A 20,121-nucleotide genomic window follows, 5' to 3' on the forward strand; every position below is an offset into this window, starting at 1 on the left:
TGTTTAAGTATTTTGCTGAGTTATATAGTTCAATGTGTTATTACTATATACTGTTCATCAATGTATATAGAAACTTTAATATATTATGATAAAGAGGGTAATCTCAATGGCTTTAGCCAGAGTGATACTAATTTTTGTTTATCGCTAATTACAGCTATACAATTATCGATGAACTCTACAGCAAAACCTTTTTTTTCTGGGAATCCTACACATACCCATCCTGTTACGATGTTTATATAAACAGGAAATTCTTCATCGCTAATGCCATATGAACCTACTCCGGAGAGATATTTGTTTACATTTAAAATCCTCAATTCTCCTTTCTTGCTTTCAGGTGTAAGAAAATCACTTATCATTTTTTTACTTAACCCGCAAAAGCCACTAAGCTGTATAATCTTGCCATCAACTACTGTTAGACATAATTGATTAATGCTAAGGTCAAAATCAAGGTTTGATTCCCAGGGGGACATATCAAAACTATACTCATTCTCGCAGTACGTAAGAGTTCTTTGTTCGGATTCTCCTGTAAAATTTATAAAGAAAAACATTTGAATTTCTAATTTTAAAGTGGTTAATGATTTAGGACTTATTTTTAACTCCCATATTCTTTGTGTGTCTATTCTGATGAAGCATTTCCTTTAGGATACGTTTCTACATTTTCTTGGTCATCGTTCCATATAAAAAACACCGTAAACGGATCATTTTTGATTACTTCTATTGGCTTTTGGGGATATATAAACATATTTCTTATCGAATCATTCTCACATTCTGACATACGCAATTCATAATCTGAAATAACCGGAACATATACGAAGCGCGCTTCATTTAAATAGTTATAAATACGCTCTTTTTGATTTACTTTAAAATGGGCGAAGCGACACAATAGATCATTAAAAATGGACATGCGTTTATCACTTAAACTAAAGCGTATTTCTCCCCAAATTGTAATATAATCTTCAAATCCTGGCTTAATATTATATTTGTCTGTGAACAATGGAATTGTATCTGCCCCGTTTATCATCAAAAAACGTCCTATCACTCCATAATTATAATCTTTATAATGAAAATATTCATTATCTCTATAATAATTCCGGGTATTTGATCCAAATAACATTTTCTTCTTAGTATGATTCTCTATTAAAAATGGAAAACTTAATTTATGAGGCATCGTATCTTTTACGGAAATGCCTTTGCATAAAGAGTTGAAAAAATATTCAGATACAGAAGCAAATTCCAATCGTATTGTAATATCTTCACTTTGAGCAAAAATATTTGTACTCCAACTAAAAGTTAAGGGGAATAATAACCAATAGGTCTTGATGATCTTTTTCATTAGTCTTGTTTCTTTTGTAATTATATATCTTTTACTAATCATATATCTTATGTATATTGTTGATTATTTATCTTTTTGTGAAGGCTTATAAAGCTATAAAAAAGAAAGATTTTAAATTAAGGAAAAGCTATACTCCATTCTTTGGGTATTAAAATTGTATATCCATCATCATATCTATTTTTTAAGGATAATTCTTCTTTAATTCCAGAAAAATAGAATAAAACTTGTACATACGGATTTTCTTCTAGCTTTTTATCATAATTAATGTCATTTCGGTTAAAGGTTAAAGTATCTAACTTATACTTGACCAAATGAACTTGTATCATATTATGATTTCCAGTATCATAAATTACGTGTTTTTTGTTAGGATTGAAAATCAAACTAGGCCAATAGTCTTCTCCTTTAATAAATTTAATATAATCTAGACTATCAGAGATATTTTCTATTTTATTTTCTGAAATAGCTACTATTGTATATCGTCTTGATGGAAATGTTTTAATATAGATTCCTGCTTCTTCTAAGTAGTATAAATTAGAATTTCCAGTATATAACGTTAATATCGCAATAAGCAATATAGAAAGAATGGTTATAGTACAAACAGATAAGTATATAATCTTTCCAATCAAGAAGGCTGTTTTTTCAAAAAAGGATAATATAAATTTTGCTTTGTCAATCATAAAAATATTATTTATTATTACTCTTTGTTTTTCCCTCAGATAAGTCTTGTTGTCTGAAACCATAAATGACTACTTTATATAAGTAATGGTAGCAGATGGAATATTTGGATAGAGTGATATATCCTTCACTGGGGAGCCTTTTATTCTGAATGTCGGTTTCGTAAAGTACATTGCCACGGTAATCTATGGAAGTATAGTCGTTCGTACTAGCAGGAACCATTTTTCCTAATTCTTCGTTACTATTAAAATAGTATTTGTCTAGTTCGCGCGTATTTGCATAGGTCAAACTATTTTGAATCAGATAAAGTTTCAATTTTTCCACATTGTTCCGGTCTTCTTTGTATTTAATGGTTGTGTATAAAGGCATATTAATATCAGCCGTGCCCGTATAATTGCCTACCGGAATTTGTCCAAATACGCCCAAACTACCCACCGTGGGAGAAACGGGAAGGAAATCCCGGCTTTTTCCTGAAGCAGGGGTAGAAATGGAATTGTAAACAGGGTTATACTGATTTTTCTTTATAATGTTTCCTAAGCTTACATTTTGTCCGTTGTTAGTAGTGCAAATCGTGCATAAAAACAGACAGGTAAATATGTTCTTAAAAAATGCTTTACTATCCATTATTATTAATTTTGAGTAAACGAATGGGAGTTATATATCATACAGTATTTCAAATGTTAAGTTTTTTAATTAAACGGTTACTAGGTTTTACTTGAAATTCCTTGTTTTTATTAACTTTCCATTTTCATCATAATACTTCCATTCACCGTATTCAACAGAAAAATCCGACTCAGGTGCTTCACCTTCTGACCATAGAAGAGTCCCTTCGTTTTGTATATTTCCGTTGGGATAATAAGTTATAGTGTAACACTTATAATCTGGAATGTATTTTTTACCATCTCCTTCATTAATAATAGAATAATTGTTTTTGGAAAAATCTTTAAAGAGCATGATTAGATATCCATTATTGTCAAAATAGAACCAAGTCCCACAACGTAGTCCGTTTTTGTATTCTCCAAAAATTGACAATTTACCTGTTGTGTAATATTCTATATAAATACCTGATAATATGTCGTTCTTATAATATTTCTCTATTATAAAAGATCCACTACTATCTACCCATAAACCAGTTTTTTGTCCTTTATTATTAAACTGATTGACCTTATTTATATTCTCTTTTTGACCAAATATATTGATGATAAATAAAGTGCTTATTATAATAATTGTAAATGATTTTAGTTTCATATTGTCACTATTTAAAAGTCTTAAGAAAGCTGTACCTTGTTCCATTCATGAAAAAATAAAGGCAAGTAGACGATTTAGATTAACAGGAGTTGCCCTATTACGAGAAACAGTAACACTAAGGGTATCGTTTTTTTGTGAATTCATAGATAATATCGTTTTTTATGTTTTTCATAATACAGGAAAACATGAAATTAAACTCTAATCTAATGCTAGAGGTTTAATTTTCACAAATTTGGGTATTATTATCGATATTCCCAAATTAAAAGCATAAAATTAGAGAACGTGTTATATTGTATGTGCATTCTAAATACTCAGTTTATCAGCTATAAATAGTCTTCAAATTGAGTATTAATACCTATCGTGTTGGCTATTAATAGTTATCACGCTGGATATTAATACCTGACGCGCTGACCATTAATACCTGACGTGGTGATTATTAATACTCATTACGACAAATGTATATGCCTGTTTAATAGATGATTATGTAGAAGGTACACATAAAATAAATGCCCTGAGGTGAATTCACCTCAGGGCATTTATATATATAAGATTAGTATCCTAACAGGATTATTCGGCAGTTGCAGCAGCTACTTCTTCTGTTTTGCCTTTCTTTCTGCTTAACATTACGTAGGCAATCGGAGAAGCAACGAACAGTGAAGACAATGTACCGATAACAACACCCAGGATCATTGCGAAGGCGAAACTACGGATAGAGTCACCACCCAGGATGAAGATACATAGCAACACGATCAAAGTACTTAAAGAAGTATTGATGGTACGTGCCAAAGTCGTATTCAATGAGTCATCGAACAACTGACGCTTGTTACGTTTCGGATACAAATGGAAGAACTCACGGACACGGTCGAAGATTACCACCTTGTCGTTGATGGAGTAACCGATAGCTGTCAGGATTGCTCCGATAAACGTCTGGTCAATTTCCAAGGAGAAGGGAACGATACCCCACAACAGTGAGTAAGCACCGATAATCATGATCGTATCACAGGTCAGCGCTACAACAGAGCCCACACTATATGCAATGTTGCGGAAACGGATCAGGATGTACAGACCGATGGCAAGCAGAGCCAGTACGACCGAATAGATTGCAGACGTTTTGATGTCTTCTGCGATGCTCGGACCTACTTTCTGTGAACTGATGATACTACCACCGGTATGGTTATCGCGGTCGATGAATGTTTCCAGTGTGATGTTGTTGGTCAGCAACGGTTTTACTGATTCATACAAGTATGCTTCGATTTCAGAGTCGACATTGTTGCCTTCTTCCTCAATGCGGTAGTTGGTACTGATACGAACCGTTTTCTTATCCGTACCGATAGCGATAACGCTGACATTGGCATCACCGAACTTGCTTGCGATCAAGTCACGAACTTGTTCCGGTTCTACCGGCTTTTCGAATTGTACTTTGTAGTTACGTCCACCGGTGAAGTCGATACTTTCACTTAATCCGCGGGTAAAGAATGAAACAACGCATATCAGAATGACAACTCCGGTAATGATAAACGAACGTTTATTGGTTCCCATAAAGTCGAAGTGGGTGTTCACCAGCATCTTCTTTGAAATAGGAGAGGTGAATGTCAGGTTCAACAACTTGTCTTTACTCATGAAGTATTCGTAAACCAGACGGGTCATGAATACTGCTGTAAAGAATGAGCAGAGAATACCGATAATCAATGTAGTGGCGAAGCCGCGGATAGGACCCGTACCGAAGTTGAACAGGATGATACCCGTAATGATAGATGTCAAGTTGGAGTCGAAGATAGCAGAGAAGGCATTTGAATAACCGTCGGCCAATGCTTTCTTCACACCCTTGCCTGCGCGCAGTTCTTCTTTGGTACGCTCATAGATAAGCACGTTCGCATCCACTGCCATACCGAGTGATAACACCATACCGGCAATACCTGACATGGTCAGTGCAGCTTGGAAGGATGACAGGATACCCAATGTAAAGAAGAAGTTGAGTAACAACGCGCCATTGGCGATCATACCCGGGATCAGACCATACATGGAACACATATAGATCATCAACAGGATAAGCGCAACAATGAATGAGAAGATACCTGCATTGATAGATTCCTGACCCAATGACGGACCTACGATATCTTCCTGTACGATGTGTGCCGGAGCAGGCATCTTACCTGATTTCAATACGTTTGCCAAGTCCTTGGATTGTTCCGGAGTAAAGTTACCTGTGATAATAGAGTTACCACCGGTGATTTCCGTGCTTACGTTCGGAGCGGAATATACATAATTATCAAGAACGATTGCGATAGAACGTCCGATGTTTTGTTTGGTCAGCTGAGCCCAACGACGTGCCCCGTCAGTGTTCATTGACATGCTTACAGACGGTTTGCCATGCTGGTCGTAATCGTCTTTGGCATCAGTAACCACATCGCCTTCCAACGGAGCTTTTCCGTTACGTTCGGTAGATTTGATTGCGTACAGCTCGAAGATTTGTCCTTTTTGATCGAAGTCGGCAGGTGCAACACCCCATTTCAAGCGGAGGTCTTTGGGAAGTTCTGACTTGATCTCTTTCATGCTGAGATATTTGTTGACTTCAGCAGTGTCTTTGTAGTTGGCATAACCGATGATAGGGCCTTGGCCGCTTGTGTTCAGTTGGAAGATGGCAAGTAAAGGATGCTCTTTCTTGAGTTGTTCCATGTTTACGGAAGCTTCTGCTTTGTCGCCTTTCAAAGCGGCTGCTAGGCTGTCGGCTGCGCTTATGGTTTTAGCAGGAGCGGCTTCTGCAACGACTTCCTCCACGGCTATTGTGTCGGCAGCTGCATTGGCAGCGTCGTCAGCAGGTGCATTGGTATCTGTCAGAATCTCGCGTAGCTTGTAATCCACAGACTGGAAGTTCGGAAGGATTTCTCTGGCAGTATATGTTTCCCAGAATTCCAGATTGGCAGATCCCTGAAGAAGCTTTCTCACACGTTCCGGTTCTTTGATACCCGGAAGTTCCACCATGATACGTCCCATTTTGTCCTCAAGACTCTGGATGTTAGGCTGAACTACACCGAAACGGTCGATACGGGTACGAAGCACGTTGTAGGAGTTTTCAACGGCAGCTTTAACCTCAGTTCTCAATACTTTTTCTACTTCGGCATCGGTTGATTTCTGGTTAACCTTGTCTTTCAATTGCTGTGTTGCGAAAAGTTCAGAAAGCTTGGCTCCCGGTGCTATTCTTTGATACTCTTTGATGAACAGCGTGATAACGTCCTCTTGGCTGTTTACGGCTTGTTTCGCAGCAGTGGCAAGTGCCTGATTGAAGTTTTCATCAGGTTTGTTATCAGCCAGTGCTTTGATAACATCGGGCACGGATACTTCAAGGATGACGTTCATACCGCCCTTGAGGTCCAAACCTAAACTAATTTCCATTTCACGACATTGTTTCAGCGTGTAGTTCCACAGCCAGACCTTCGTGTTAGCGAGCGAGTCGAGATAGTCCTGTTCTACTTTAAGATCGCCTTTTGCCACCTCTTTAGCCTTATTTGTATAATGGCGGGTAACGAAGGAGAAAGAGAGGTAGAACACGCATACCAGCGTGAGAAGTACCGCAAAAACTTTAACAAATCCTTTGTTTTGCATTTTACTTTTAATTTATTATGATTACTTTTTAATTTAATTCTGTCGCATATAAGGCTGCAAATATAGCTTTTTTTTCACATTCAGTGGCATTTAGCCCTCAAATATTTGATGTTTGGGGTGTATTTTGCTTCTAAAGAGAAAAATTGAGAGGAGGGGGAAGGGGAATTAAGAAGGAAGAATGAAGAAGGAAGTAAGAGGTAAAGGGAGGGGATGATTATTTGCGGCCTATATGCTATTTGAGGTAGGTGTTCACTATGTGCTTCATCGAGTCATGGCAAATGATTAACTGGTAATTAGTTAAGCTGTATAGTGTGAATGATTGGCACGCATATGATGTTCCCCCTGACTTGGCGTACGGCTGTTGTGAAAAAGCACAGTCTTCTATCCATAAAAAGAGAGGATTCAAGTGTTATGCTTGAATCCTCTCTTTTTATATAAGTGAGCCAGTAGATTTTTCCCTTCTTAATTCATTCCTCTGTTTTTCAGCAGTGGTTCCAGTTGGGGTTCGGCTCCACGGAAGTTTTTATAGAGAACCATCGGGTCTTCGCTGTCCCCTTTTTCTAGGACGTTCTGACGGAACAGGTCGGCAGTTGTCTTGTCGAAAATGCCATGTTCTTTGAAGGCTTCAAAAGCATCGTTGTCCAATACGTTTGCCCAGAGGTAACCATAGTATCCGGCAGCATATCCACCAATAATGTGAGTGAAGTTGGTGGTGCAATAACGCGGTGCGATCTCGGGGATAAGTCCGAGTTTATTCATTGCCTCTTTTTCATAAGCAACGACATCCAGATTGTTTACCTCGGTCAGGTTGTGCAGATTCATGTCTAGGATAGCGGCTGCCAACAATTCAGTAGTCATAAATCCTTGATTAAAGGTTTTCTGTGCCAAGATCTTATTGATGAGAGAGTCTGGAATGACCTCACCTGTCTGGTAATGTTTGGCATACATTTTCAGTACTTCCGGTTCGGTAGCCCAATGTTCGTTGATTTGTGAAGGTAATTCTACAAAATCGCGGAGGACGTTGGTGCCGGAGGTGCTTTTATAGACACATTGAGTTAATAGCCCGTGAAGAGCATGTCCGAATTCATGGAACAGTGTCTCTACTTCATCGATTGTCAACAGGGAAGGGGTATCTCCGACCGGTTTTGTGAAGCTGGCTACATTACAGATGATCGGGCGAACGTCACCTTGTTGTTCGCGGTAGTTGCTCATCCACGCGCCACCGCTCTTGCCGGGGCGGGGGAAGTAGTCCACGTAGAAGATTCCCAGTTGCTTGCCATCGGCACTCTTTACTTCAAAGACTTCTACATCGGGGTGATATACCGGGATATCTTGTAGTTTGGTCAATGTGATGCCATACAGCTTGTTGGCCGCAGCGAAAGCTCCTTCACGGACATTCTCCAGTTTGAAGTAGGGTTTGATTTCCTCTTCATTCAGGTTGTACTTCTCGTTGCGCAGTTTATCTGTATAATACCACCAGTCCCAAGCTGCCAGCTTCTCGCCTTTGCCTTCTCTGTCCATCAACTTTTGCAATTCTGCTGCTTCTGCTTTAGCTTTTGGAAGCGCATAACTCCACAGGTTGTTAAGGAATGGCATGACGGTGGCAGTGTTTTTCGCCATGGTATTGTCCAAAACGAAGTTGGAGTAGCAGTCGAAACCTAATAAATTGGCTTTTTCCAAACGGAGCGCTACGATTTGAGTGATGACCTTTTTATTGTCATTTTGATCGTTATTGTTTCCGCGATTGATATAAGCTTTATACATCTTTTCGCGTAACGGGCGGTTCTCCGAATATTGCAGGAATGGCAAGCGGCTTGCACTGTGCAACGTAAACAGCCATTTACCTTCCTGTCCTGCGGCTTTGGCCTCCTCGGCAGCGCTCTGGCGGAACCATTCTGGGAGTCCGGCAAGGTCTTCTTCTTTGTCTACAAAAAGTTGGAATGCATTGTTTTCATTCAAAACATTGTTGCTGTATGTAATGCCGAGGGTGGACAGCTCTTTGTTGATTTCACGCAAGCGCGCCTGTTTGTCTGCGGGAAGATTAGCACCGGCACGAACAAAGTCTTTATAAACTTTTTCAAGCAGGCGCTGCTGCTCCCTTGTGAGGTTCAAGTCGTCTTTTTGTTGGTATACGGCATTTATTCTTTTAAATAGCTCTTGGTTCAGTACGATGTTATCACTATGTTCCGAAAGAACCGGAGCCAGCTTGATGGAGAGTTCGGTCAGGGAGTCGGTTGTTTCCGCATCAGCCATGTTGAAAAAGACGGCACTGACCCGGTCAAGGATAGGTGAGCTGTTGTCGAGTGCTACGATTGTGTTTTCGAATGTCGGGGCTTCCGTCGATTCGATAATGGCTTCGATGTTACGATTCTCTTCTTCAATTCCTTTCAGGAAGGCAGGTTCGTAGTGTTCCAACTTGATCTTGTCGAAAGGAGGAACGCCATACTCGGTTTGAAACTCGGTGAAAAACGGATTGCTTTCCGTTTGCGTAGCACAGGAGTACATCATACAACATGCGGCTAAAATGATTACTGTTCTTTTAATTCTCATAAGTATTATCTGTTAGGGATATATGATTCATTAAAGTGATAATTGTATTCGGTTCTTATTTCTTGATTTTTACATAACACCAGATCGGATAATGGTCCGAATCTTTGATAGAACGGTCTACCGTGCAGTTATAAGCTTTCATATTATCGCTGATGAGTATGTTGTCTATCCGGAAATAGAACTTGTTCTGGTTGTAGGAGATTCCCAGCCCGCGTCCGGATTCGGTGAAAGCATCATTCAGGTTTTCTGCAATCTTGCGGTGGGTGTAAGAGATGGGAGTGTCGTTGAAATCACCGCAGACAATGATGTACGGATGCTTTGAGGCTGCAATTGCTGTGGCTATGCTATCCGCCTGAAAGGAACGGATGGCAGATGCTTCGGCCAGTTTACCCACAAGTTGGCGCATTCCGGTCTTTACATTATGTGTGTTGGGGTCTTTCAATATATCTTCGTAGACTTCTTTATCTTCCAATGTCAGTTTGTTCGACTCCAGGTGATTGTTGATCAGTGTGATCGTGTCTTCATTGACTTTCAATTCGTAAATAGCCGAGCCGTTGTAGTTGCTTTTATAGCCCAGTTTGCGTGCAGATAGAATTGGAAATCTTGAATAGATTGCTATCTGGTTGGTACCTCCCTGCCCCACAGGTTGAACGTGCCGGTAAGGATAAGCTTTCAGCTCGTTCTGCACTTCCTTTTCTTTGATGAATCGGTTGGAAGCGACTGTCGAAGTATGGTATTCCTGCAAACAAACAATATCTGCATCGCTTTCTCGAATATATTCAAGGATCGCATTTTTGCCGTTTTCCTTTTTCAAGTTCCCGAATCCCATGATATTGTAGGAAAGTATCTTTATGCTTCCTTCCGGAACCGTCTTAGTGGTGAAGTTGACGGGCAGATAGGTGCGTATTTGCGGATAGCAGAATACGAATGCCAACAACGGTAACAAAGCATATTTGTAGCGTACGATCAACCAGAATATCATAAAGCAAAGGTTGATCAGCAGGAATATGGGAAAAGTCAATCCCAGACACGATTCTACCGGATGAACCGCAGGATGGATATGGGGACTGTATGCTGTCAGTAAAAGCATTCCCGCAAAGAATGAGTTGACAGCTAAAATCAGATAAGCGACTACTTTTCCGATATGTCTCATGCTTTATTTTTTACTTGCATCAAAGAGGCTCTTCTTCTCTTCGGTCGTGAGACTCTCATATCCTGATTTCTTCAATTTCTCGAGAATGCGGTCTACCTCGTCCGACTGGGCTTTCTTGCGTGCATTATAATCGTAATCCTGCTGACGGCCGCTGTTGCTGTAATGTACTTTCATCTTGGGCTTGTGTTTCCAGGTCTTCTTGCTGAAAAGGGAAGCGATTCCGTCCAATGCTTTATTGATCCAAGCTGTGATATCGGTGCCTTTGCTCAGGCTCGAGGCAAACCATAGTCCGGCAAGCGCTCCTCCAAGGTGTGCGATATGGCCGCCTGCATTGGCGGAGGTGATGAACAGAAGGTCTGTCAGTACCACGATCAGAGCCAGGTACTTCAACCGGACGTTTCCGAAAAGGAAAAGACGAACCGGGTAATTCGGCTCACGGTAAGCCGTTGCTACTACGATGGCCAGTACGGAAGCGGATGCACCGACCATGGTCGATCCTTCAACAAAGGGGCGGAAGTAGGGGAAAATGTTGTAAGAAACCATATACAGCAAACCACCGCAGATTCCTCCGAGAATGTAAAGTCCGCGTAGATGTTTCCCTGAGAAGAAGTAGAGGAACAATTGCCCGAACCAATAGAGCCAAAGCATATTGAACAATATATGCAGGAATCCCGCATGCATGAACATGTAAGTGAACAACGACCAGGGCTGTAGGATGAATCGGGTGAAGGAGGCCGGTAATGCCAACAGGTCGAATATGCCTGCCGCGCTTCTGTTGAAGAGTTGCAGGATGATATTGATCAACGTAGTGGCTATGAAAACACCGACATTGATATAAATCAGTTGGATGAAAACATTCCCTCTTCGGAAAGCCTCTTTAAGGTCAGTTATAATATGTCCCATGGTTATTGTTCTTTTTTCTCCAATACATTATCAGGATGAATCCGAATATCATTCCTCCCAAATGGGCGAAATGGGCTACATTATCATTGGGGTTATTGGCAAAGCCGGAGTACAATTCAAGTAATGCATATCCGATAACGAAATATTTCGCCTTGATGGGGAACGGTAGCGGGAAGATGAACAGGCTCTGATTGGGGAACAACATACCGAAAGCCAGCAAAATGGCATAAACGGCGCCTGAAGCTCCTACGGTAGCGGTGTTCAAAAGAAGATTCAGACTTGCCATGTGTGGTTCAATGTAATTATGGTTGGTCTGTAATACTCCCAATCCTTCCTGAAAAACGGTAGCGATAGCTTCCGGACTCATTCCGGCTTCCAATATATTCATACGGATATAGGTCACGAGGATACTGATCAAACCTGCACCGATACCACAAAGAATGTAGTAAAACAAGAAACGTTTCGGCCCCCATACTTGTTCAAGAATCCGGCCAAACATCCATACGGCAAACATGTTGAAGAAAAGATGGGTGAACCCACCGTGCATGAACATATACGTTATCAACTGTGCCGGGTTGAAATCCTTGGCGAGAAAAAAATGAAGTCCCAGATAGTCCGCCAGGTCTATGCCGTAAGATTGGGCAACGAGAGTCCCTAAATAGACCAGTACATTAATAATTATCAGGTTTTTAGTAACTGTTGGCATATATATTTTAGTCTCTTTATTTACGTTTGGTAATAGTAATGAATGCAAAAGTACGAATAAATTCTGTTCTAAAGCAGAAAAACGAATCTCTATTAGCTCTTTTTCAACAAATTGATGCGTTTTTTTGATGTTTTTATTTGATATATTGTTTTGTTACTCTATATTTGTGAGGATTTTACGTCTATCTTTTGTGTAATATATATTAATTAATCATTTACGACTTATGAATAAAGCTGAACTTATTAGTGCTATTGCAGCAGAATCCGGCTTGAATAAAGCTGATTCTAAAAAAGCTCTCGATGCTTTTGTATCGTCCGTTATTAACGCTTTAAAAAGTGGTGACAAAGTTTCTTTGGTTGGTTTTGGTACATTCTCTGTTGCTGAAAGAGCTGCAAGAACCGGTATTAATCCGTCTACAAAAAAGGCTATTGAAATTCCGGCAAAGAAAGTTGCCAAGTTTAAAGCGGGTGCTGAACTCTCTTATGCTGTAGAATAAGCTATATCGTTGAAAGATTTTAAAGAAGGAGGCGCTCTAACGCCTCCTTTTTTGTATCTTTGCGCCCGGAAAATAATTGTAGAATATGAATATAGAGAACAAACTTGTTGAATCCGTAATAAACGGACTGAAAGCTCTTTACGGTCAGGATGTCCCTGCCGCACAGGTGCAGCTTCAGAAGACTAAGAAAGAATTTGAAGGACACCTGACGTTGGTAGTGTTCCCTTTCTTGCGCATGTCGAAGAAGGGACCGGAGCAAACGGCTCAGGAAATCGGTGAATATTTGCTGGCTAACGAACCAGCGGTATCGGCTTTTAATGTGATCAAAGGTTTTCTGAACCTGACCATCGCATCTTCTGCCTGGATCGACCTGCTGAACGTGGTTCATGCCGACCCGCATTATGGAATTGTGACAGCCGGAGAAGATGCACCGCTCGTGATGATTGAATATTCTTCACCCAATACGAACAAGCCGCTTCACTTGGGACATGTGCGCAATAACCTGCTGGGCAATGCATTGGCTAATATCATCATGGCTAATGGTAATAAGCTTGTGAAGACTAATATTGTAAACGACCGCGGTATCCATATTTGTAAGTCGATGCTTGCTTGGAAACTTTATGGGAATGGTGAAACTCCCGAAAGTTCCGGCAAAAAGGGAGACCATCTGGTAGGTGATTACTACGTGGCTTTTGATAAACATTACAAAGCGGAGGTTGCTGCCTTGATGGAGAAAGGTATGACGAAAGAGGAGGCGGAAGCTGCCTCTCCGCTGATGAATGAGGCCCGGGAAATGTTGGTGAAATGGGAAGCGGGCGATCCTGAAGTGCGTGCCTTGTGGACAATGATGAACAATTGGGTATATGCCGGGTTTGACGAGACTTACCGCAAGATGGGAGTGAGCTTCGATAAGATCTACTATGAATCGAACACTTATCTTGAAGGAAAAGAAAAGGTTATGGAAGGACTTGAGAAAGGGTTCTTCTACAAGAAAGAAGACGGCTCGGTGTGGGCAGACCTGACAGGTGAAGGGCTTGACCATAAGTTATTGCTTCGTGCCGATGGTACTTCTGTTTATATGACGCAGGATATAGGTACGGCTAAGTTGCGTTTTGCCGATTATCCTATCGATAAGATGGTTTATGTCGTTGGTAACGAGCAGAATTATCACTTCCAGGTGCTTTCTATCCTGCTCGATAAGCTGGGATTTGAATGGGGCAAGAGTCTTGTACATTTCTCGTACGGTATGGTTGAACTTCCGGAAGGCAAGATGAAGTCCCGTGAAGGAACCGTAGTCGATGCCGACGACTTGATGGAAGAGATGATCGCGACAGCGAAAGAGACGTCGCAGGAACTGGGTAAGCTGGATGGGCTGACTCAGGAGGAGGCAGATAATATTGCCCGTATCGTTGGTCTTGGCGCGCTGAAGTATTTCATCCTGAAAGTAGATGCCCGTAAGAATATGACGTTCAACCCGAAAGAGTCCATCGACTTTAACGGGAACACCGGACCGTTCATCCAGTATACGTATGCTCGTATCCAGTCCGTACTCCGTAAGGCTGCCGAAAGCGGCATTACGATTCCGGACCAGCTGCCTGCCGGTGTCGAATTGAGTGAAAAGGAAGAAGGGCTGATTCAGATGGTTGCTGATTTTGCCGCCATTGTTAAACAGGCTGGAACGGACTATAGCCCGTCCATCATCGCTAACTATACGTATGATTTGGTGAAAGAGTATAACCAGTTCTATCACGATTTCAGTATTCTGCGTGAGGAGAATGAAGCATTGAAAGTATTCCGCGTGGCTCTTTCTGCCAACGTAGCCAAGGTCGTGCGTCTCGGCATGGGACTTTTAGGCATTGAAGTGCCCGATAGAATGTAAAAACTGCATTCTCGGTGACATCATTTGCTTTTCCCGCGGAGATCACCTATCTTTGTCGGTATCCTTTGATGTGAAACATCCCCATGTCTGACTGCGAAACACCCCCATGTCTCACTGCGTTACATGCCCATGTTTAACAGTGAAACATGGGGGTGTTTCACATTGGAGGGTGCTGAGATAAGAATGGAATGTTTAAACCCTGATTAATGAACAGTTATAACTAACATGTCAATACCTTATTTAGTAAGAAAGAAAGTGAACGTCAATGGCGGTGAAAGGAAGATACGCTGGTATGCCGTACAAAAGAAGTTGCAGGAACGTGGCGGGAAGACCGAAGAAGACGTGGCACGGTTGGTAGCGGAACGGAGTGGATTTCGCGAAGGTGAAGTGCAAGGCATCATGACGGAAGTCGCTTCCGTCGTAGAGAAGTTCCTGCAAGAAGGTTATTCGGTGAATTTGAAAGGACTCGGCACGTTCCAAGTGGCTTTGACCAGTCCGGGAGCAGATCGCCCGGAAGATGTGATGCCAGGGACGGTAAAAGTCTCACGTGTTTATTTTATTGCCGACCGTTGGTTGACACGGCGTATTAAGAAAATGAAGTTTATCCGGATACCTTTATCACGCTATTTCCCGAAGTCGATGTTGAGCCAGGAAGTGATTCAAGCGGAAGAAGAACAAGGGGATTTGTCCGCTGAGTAGTGGATTCCCTTCTTCTTTGTACCTAAAGGGCGTTTCTTTCCAATTATGACAAGAAACGCCCTTTAAGTGATTTTATCAGTGTATTTATAAAAGATCAGAATTGGAAGCTCAGACCTCCTACAAAGTTAATGCCTTCCGTTGGATAGAGAAGATAGCGTTGGTATGCTTTATTTAAGAGGTTATCAGCTTTCGCATAGATGGAGGCTCCTTTAAACAGATTGTAGGTAATGCCTAGGCTGAGGTCGCTGACTGAAGGGAGATAAGTGCCTAGTCGTGCATGATAGCGCTCTGCACGACGGATGTATTGATAACCTACATTCATCCATAAATTCGGAATGGGATGGAACTCTGCTTGGAAATTCAATTCTGTTTCCGGCTTCATCAAAAGAGCTGGATTGTAGGATATGGGGTTATAGGATTCGAACGCGCCATCTGCTTTCCAATGCCTGTAGATGCCTTCAGCGGATAGAGAAAGGATATCTTTGTATTGGTAACTAACTTGAAGTCCGGCATAGAGATTGTCGGTCTGGGTCTGTGAGGAAACAATGTTGTCTCTAGATGCGGAAGCAGGGATGTCTGCATAACTTGCAAGAAATCCGAATTCAGCTTCCCTGGCATATAAGTCGTCTTTTAGGTTCTGGTATCCTGCAAACAGGTTAAACCAAAGACCATTTACCGGACTGGCTTTGAATCCTATGGAAGCATTGACCTGTTCATAAGTGTCACGTATTTTACTATCGGGTTCCAGGTAGGGGTCGTATGTTTCCAATCGGCGGAAATCATTGACTATCCTGCCTCCCGTAGCTTTTGCGTAAAGCACGTAGCTGTCGGAAAAGATGAATTGGATGCTCACGTCCGGGGAGACACGCAGCTTTTTGCCTCCTCCGAAAGAGCCATCGACATTAGCTCCTAAATGGAGGTGCCAGCTATCATCCATTAATTCGTAATAAGGATTCAAGTTCAAAGTGGTACGGTCGTCATATTTTTCTTTGAAGTATTGCTTGAATGCATTCTTCTTGGCATCATTACTGTAGATCAGGTTATTCATGGTAAGACCGATGGCAATCTGCTGTTCATCGTTGATCTTCCCTCTCACATCGGCATAGGTACGTACCTGGGTTTCGGTTATTTCCCCATGGGAAAGGTAATCCCGGCGGTTGTACAACATCAGGTTTGTCTCAGCGTGAAACTGCAATGGCATCGTCTCATCGGTCGATTTGGCACCGAAATGTATATCTCCCGAGGTGAATTTCTGATTGCCGGATGCCATCGTATTGGGCTCGTAGTTAAAGTTGCTCAATCCGAAGTGTCCGGCAACATTCAAGTCTACCTTTTTGAATTGATGCAGATAATCGACGCTTGCGCGGGTACGGTAATAATGGGCGTTCCATTTGAATCCTTCTTCGTAAGGCACTTCCAGCTTTCCGCTCATTCCGGTCATGTTGAAATTGACATTTAATTTATCCCTGCCTGAAAGGTGGAAGAGATAATTGGCATAAACATCTAGGTTATTATAATTACCATATCCCAGCCGGATGTATCCCGGTTTGCTCATGGGTTGGGCTTCTATTCCTGTGTAGGCTTGCATGGTTTCCATCGGAATGTTGGAAGCCGGAACGGCACTGACGGCATATTCGACCTCTTTTTTGATGACAGTCGGCTCTTCTACCTTCGGCAAAACATTTACTTTGGAAGCATCCATGATCTCCGGGTTGTACTCCTGTTCCACTACGACCGTACGGTTCATGGTTGTATCTTTAGGCTGGGCTTGTTGATGCTGAGCCATGGCAGGAAGCGCGGTGAGCGCCATTCCCAGGAAAATATATCGATTGCGTTTCATACTTTATTGCTTATTAAGTTTTTCCAGTCTGCTTGTTATCATATTCTCAATGTCGTCATCGGCATGGTAGTTCTGCTGCAAGCTCAGCAAGTACTGGCGTGCATCGAGCTTTTTATCCATAGCTACATATACATCTGATAGGAGGACGAAACTGCGTGCCAGCCAGTAGGCATGAGGTGTGCTTTGGTCGATGTAGTTCAATAATTCCTTTTCAGCGGCTGCGTAATCACCGGCATTGAAATATTGTTGAGCTACCAGATATTTTGCTTCTGCGCCATAGAGATTACGTGTGTCTTTAGCCAATGCTTTCAGATCATCCATTGCTTTCTTGTCGGCTTGTTGGTTAAGGTAAGCCTTGGCTCGGTAATACAAAGCTTCGTTGGTCAGTTCCGGGGTCAGTTTGACTTCCGCCAACAGGTCGGTGGCGGCATGAATGGTTTCTACATCATCTTTCAGGAGATAGGCAGTGCGGAGCATACCCGTTTCCGCCAGTAAACGTCGGTCGGTGGTTGTGGATTTTTCTTTCAGCATCTTGTAGGAAGCCAGTGCGTCGGCAAACTGTTGCAGATTGAACTGCACTTCCGCACGCATCACCAAGGCTTCTTCCGAGAATGGGTTGTCGGGATATTCCAGCAACTTGCCCGAATGGAGCAGAATCATATCGTAGTTTTTCTGCTCGTTACCGATGAGGCAGAGGTAATAATGGGCATTAAGTCCGAAGGCTCCTTCCGGGAAGGTTTGCAGATACTTGTTGAAGCTGCTTTTAGCTTCTTCGATACGCCCGCGGCCGTAAATCTTCTCAGCAGCTATATAGGTCAGTGAATCCTGCTCGCTGGCATCGAAACGGATGTTCCCCGGCATGGATGCTGCAAGTTCGGCAAACTCATCGATACGGTTCATGTCCACATAAAGGGATTTAAGGTCGAGCATTGCCAAGCGTGCTTCTTCACTGCCGGGATATTTGCTGATAACCTGTTTATAAGCATCGATGGCTTGATTGTAGTCTTCATTCTGATAATACAACAGACCGATTTCAGCAGCTGCTTTCCGGCTGACCGGACTTTCAGGGTATTTATTCAGTAATTCCTTGAACGAGGCGATCGCCTGACTATTATTGTTCATTTGTACATACGAACGTCCCTTTTCGTAAAGAGCGTTTACGGCGTAAGGCGAAGCCGGGTATTTGCCTACCAGCCGGTTCAACAACGTGATCTTGCCGGAGTAATCTTTTTGTAGTCCCGAAACGAGGGCTAGCTGATAGAACGAATAATCACCGGAGGCGGAGTTCATACTTTCCGCTTGCGCATAATAATGTTTTGCTTCATCAAAGTTACGTTCGTTGAGGAAGCAGTCACCGATGCGGTTGTAAGCATCACCCAGAGCGGTACGGTTTTCTCCCTTTTCAAGTTGGATGTATTTGAGGAACCATTGGCGCGCTTGCGCATAGTCTTTCCGGTGGAAGGCGCAGTAACCCAGGTTGTAGTTAGCTAAAGCGTACATCTCTGTATTTGTTTGTTGGGTAAGCTGCAGGTAATCAATGAAATTGCGTGCGGCTTCCTGCATCCGGTTCAGGCGGTAGTAAGATTCCCCGCGCCAATAAAGGGCATCTGCCTTTGTCTGGCGATTGTACTGGCCGATGGCGATGGATTGGTTGAAGTAATCGATAGCCTGCTCGAAGGCAGCGTTGGCAAAAGCTTGCGTACCTAGTTGGAACAGTATCTTCTGCTTGGCTTCCATGATGCGGGTTCCCGGATGGGTGATGCGGTCGATTGATTTTAAGGCGGCATCATAACTACGTGTGTTCAGGTAGACTTCTATGAGGTAGTTACTTACCATGTCGGCATAGGGAGAGTTTGGAAACTCGTTCAGGAACTTTTCAAAAACGGTGACCGATTCTCCGAAAGCGGAGTAAGAGGTTTCATGAATGCATAAAGCGTAATTATAAGCGGCTTGTTCCTTGATTTTCATGTCGGCATTTGAAGCGGCAGCCTGTTCAAAGGCCATTCGTGCTTTGTTCTTTTCGGACAATTGCAAATAGGAAAGCCCCATGTGGAGGTAAGCATTCTGGGTTAAGGCATCGTTGGTCGTAGCCGTTTCGCCCAGCGTTTCGGCTGCTTTGGCATATAATCCGGTCTGGAAATAGGAGAGTCCGAGCATGTAGAGGGCATCCCGGCGTGGTGATGCATCCCGGTCGAGATAGTTCTCAAAGGCTTTGATGGCTGCCTGGTAGTTGCGGAAATGGTAATAGGCATCTCCGAGGATGCGATACATTTCGGCTGCATGTTCATTCTGCGGATAGGCAGATAAATAGTTCTGTGCTACGATCTCCGCTTTGTCATAGTTCTTCTTGGCGGAATAGATTTCAGCGATATAATAAGGAACCAGTGCCTTATATTTCGGATCATCCTGCAAGGAGAGGAATCCGGTCAGGGCTTCATCCAGTCTATTCTGCGTGTAGCGGATGTATGAAACGTAATAGGTGCAATCCTTTTCATACTTCTTGCTGCTTGCCTTCAGGGTTTCAAACCAGATGGCGGCTTCTTTTACATTCCCTGTTTTCAGATAGCAAGTGGCGAGCAGGTAGGTCATGTCGTCCCGTTCTTCATTGCCCAATTGGTCGAGTTGTGATGAATTGAACATGGCGAGTGCCTCGTCGTATTTCCCTTCGTAAAAATAGGCTGCGGCAATCAGCGCATAAATCCGGTTGGCATACGGGGTATCCGGATATTCATCCAGATAGCTTCGTAACAAAGCGATGCTGTTTTTATCTTTCAGTTCGTAAGCCGAGCAAACCAGCATATATCCGGCTTCTTCACGAAACTTTGTTTCGGGTGCATCTTTGATGAATGCTTTCAGCGATGCCGTAGCTGCTGCATAGTTCTTCTGCTGGAACAGGTATCTTCCTTCTTTATATAGGTTCTCTGGCGATGTGATCTTTTCGCTTGTCTGTGCCGAAGCAATGACAGGAACGCTGCACATTAGGGCACATATAAATCGTGAAACTCTTCTTTTCATAATTGGACGTTTTCGCAAAAG

The 20,121-nt window shown here is 42.4% G+C and carries 15 protein-coding genes; 3 read left to right on the forward strand and 12 right to left on the reverse strand.

The annotated features are described in order from the left end of the window. Positions 1 to 83: 83 nt before the first annotated feature. From H8744_RS06880 to H8744_RS06925, 10 genes are all read right to left on the reverse strand, one after another. On the reverse strand, positions 84 to 548 hold the full coding sequence (locus tag H8744_RS06880) for a hypothetical protein (RefSeq protein WP_262434140.1): 465 nt from the start codon (positions 546 to 548) through the stop codon (positions 84 to 86). A gap of 68 nt (positions 549 to 616) precedes the next feature. Next, on the reverse strand, positions 617 to 1,333 hold the full coding sequence (locus tag H8744_RS06885; protein WP_262434141.1) for a hypothetical protein: 717 nt from the start codon (positions 1,331 to 1,333) through the stop codon (positions 617 to 619). A gap of 116 nt (positions 1,334 to 1,449) precedes the next feature. Beyond that, on the reverse strand, positions 1,450 to 2,010 hold the full coding sequence (locus H8744_RS06890; protein WP_262434142.1) for a hypothetical protein: 561 nt from the start codon (positions 2,008 to 2,010) through the stop codon (positions 1,450 to 1,452). A 7-nt stretch (positions 2,011 to 2,017) separates the two neighbouring features. Further along, complete coding sequence (locus H8744_RS06895) at positions 2,018 to 2,632, reverse strand: hypothetical protein (protein WP_262434143.1); 615 nt, start codon at positions 2,630 to 2,632, stop codon at positions 2,018 to 2,020. 87 nt (positions 2,633 to 2,719) lie between these two features. Then, positions 2,720 to 3,301: a toxin-antitoxin system YwqK family antitoxin gene (locus H8744_RS06900; RefSeq protein WP_262434144.1), complete on the reverse strand. Its 582-nt coding sequence runs from the start codon at positions 3,299 to 3,301 to the stop codon at positions 2,720 to 2,722. Positions 3,302 to 3,823: 522 nt separating this feature from the next. Beyond that, entirely contained in the window at positions 3,824 to 6,859 is a 3,036-nt protein-coding gene (secDF, locus tag H8744_RS06905) for a protein translocase subunit SecDF (RefSeq protein ID WP_262434145.1), read from the reverse strand. Positions 6,860 to 7,321: 462 nt separating this feature from the next. Then, positions 7,322 to 9,409 (reverse strand): M3 family metallopeptidase, encoded by a 2,088-nt coding sequence (locus H8744_RS06910; RefSeq protein ID WP_262434146.1) that lies wholly within the window; start codon positions 9,407 to 9,409, stop codon positions 7,322 to 7,324. Positions 9,410 to 9,464: 55 nt separating this feature from the next. Then, entirely contained in the window at positions 9,465 to 10,562 is a 1,098-nt protein-coding gene (locus tag H8744_RS06915; RefSeq protein WP_262434147.1) for an endonuclease/exonuclease/phosphatase family protein, read from the reverse strand. Between the two features lie 3 nt (positions 10,563 to 10,565). Further along, positions 10,566 to 11,465, reverse strand: coding sequence for a rhomboid family protein (locus tag H8744_RS06920; protein WP_262434148.1), 900 nt, complete (start codon positions 11,463 to 11,465; stop codon positions 10,566 to 10,568). After that, positions 11,446 to 12,171, reverse strand: coding sequence for a rhomboid family intramembrane serine protease (locus tag H8744_RS06925; RefSeq protein WP_262434149.1), 726 nt, complete (start codon positions 12,169 to 12,171; stop codon positions 11,446 to 11,448). The genes H8744_RS06920 and H8744_RS06925 overlap by 20 nt, the downstream gene beginning before the upstream one ends. Positions 12,172 to 12,394: 223 nt before the next feature. Between H8744_RS06925 and H8744_RS06930 the strand changes: the two genes are divergently transcribed. The 3 genes from H8744_RS06930 (at position 12,395) to H8744_RS06940 (ending at position 15,245) form a co-directional block, all read left to right on the forward strand. Then, positions 12,395 to 12,667, forward strand: coding sequence for an HU family DNA-binding protein (locus H8744_RS06930; RefSeq protein WP_262434150.1), 273 nt, complete (start codon positions 12,395 to 12,397; stop codon positions 12,665 to 12,667). Between the two features lie 85 nt (positions 12,668 to 12,752). Beyond that, entirely contained in the window at positions 12,753 to 14,546 is a 1,794-nt protein-coding gene (argS, locus tag H8744_RS06935; protein WP_262434151.1) for an arginine--tRNA ligase, read from the forward strand. 225 nt (positions 14,547 to 14,771) lie between these two features. Next, positions 14,772 to 15,245, forward strand: coding sequence for an HU family DNA-binding protein (locus H8744_RS06940; protein ID WP_262434152.1), 474 nt, complete (start codon positions 14,772 to 14,774; stop codon positions 15,243 to 15,245). Between the two features lie 94 nt (positions 15,246 to 15,339). On the opposite strand, the gene H8744_RS06945 is transcribed toward H8744_RS06940, so the two are convergent. Both H8744_RS06945 and H8744_RS06950 read right to left on the reverse strand, forming a co-directional pair. Beyond that, positions 15,340 to 17,085, reverse strand: coding sequence for a TonB-dependent receptor (locus H8744_RS06945; RefSeq protein WP_262434153.1), 1,746 nt, complete (start codon positions 17,083 to 17,085; stop codon positions 15,340 to 15,342). A 3-nt stretch (positions 17,086 to 17,088) separates the two neighbouring features. Beyond that, positions 17,089 to 20,100, reverse strand: coding sequence for a tetratricopeptide repeat protein (locus tag H8744_RS06950; RefSeq protein WP_262434154.1), 3,012 nt, complete (start codon positions 20,098 to 20,100; stop codon positions 17,089 to 17,091). Positions 20,101 to 20,121: the final 21 nt, after the last annotated feature.

The organism is Jilunia laotingensis, assembly GCF_014385165.1.
Taxonomy (GTDB): domain Bacteria; phylum Bacteroidota; class Bacteroidia; order Bacteroidales; family Bacteroidaceae; genus Bacteroides; species Bacteroides laotingensis.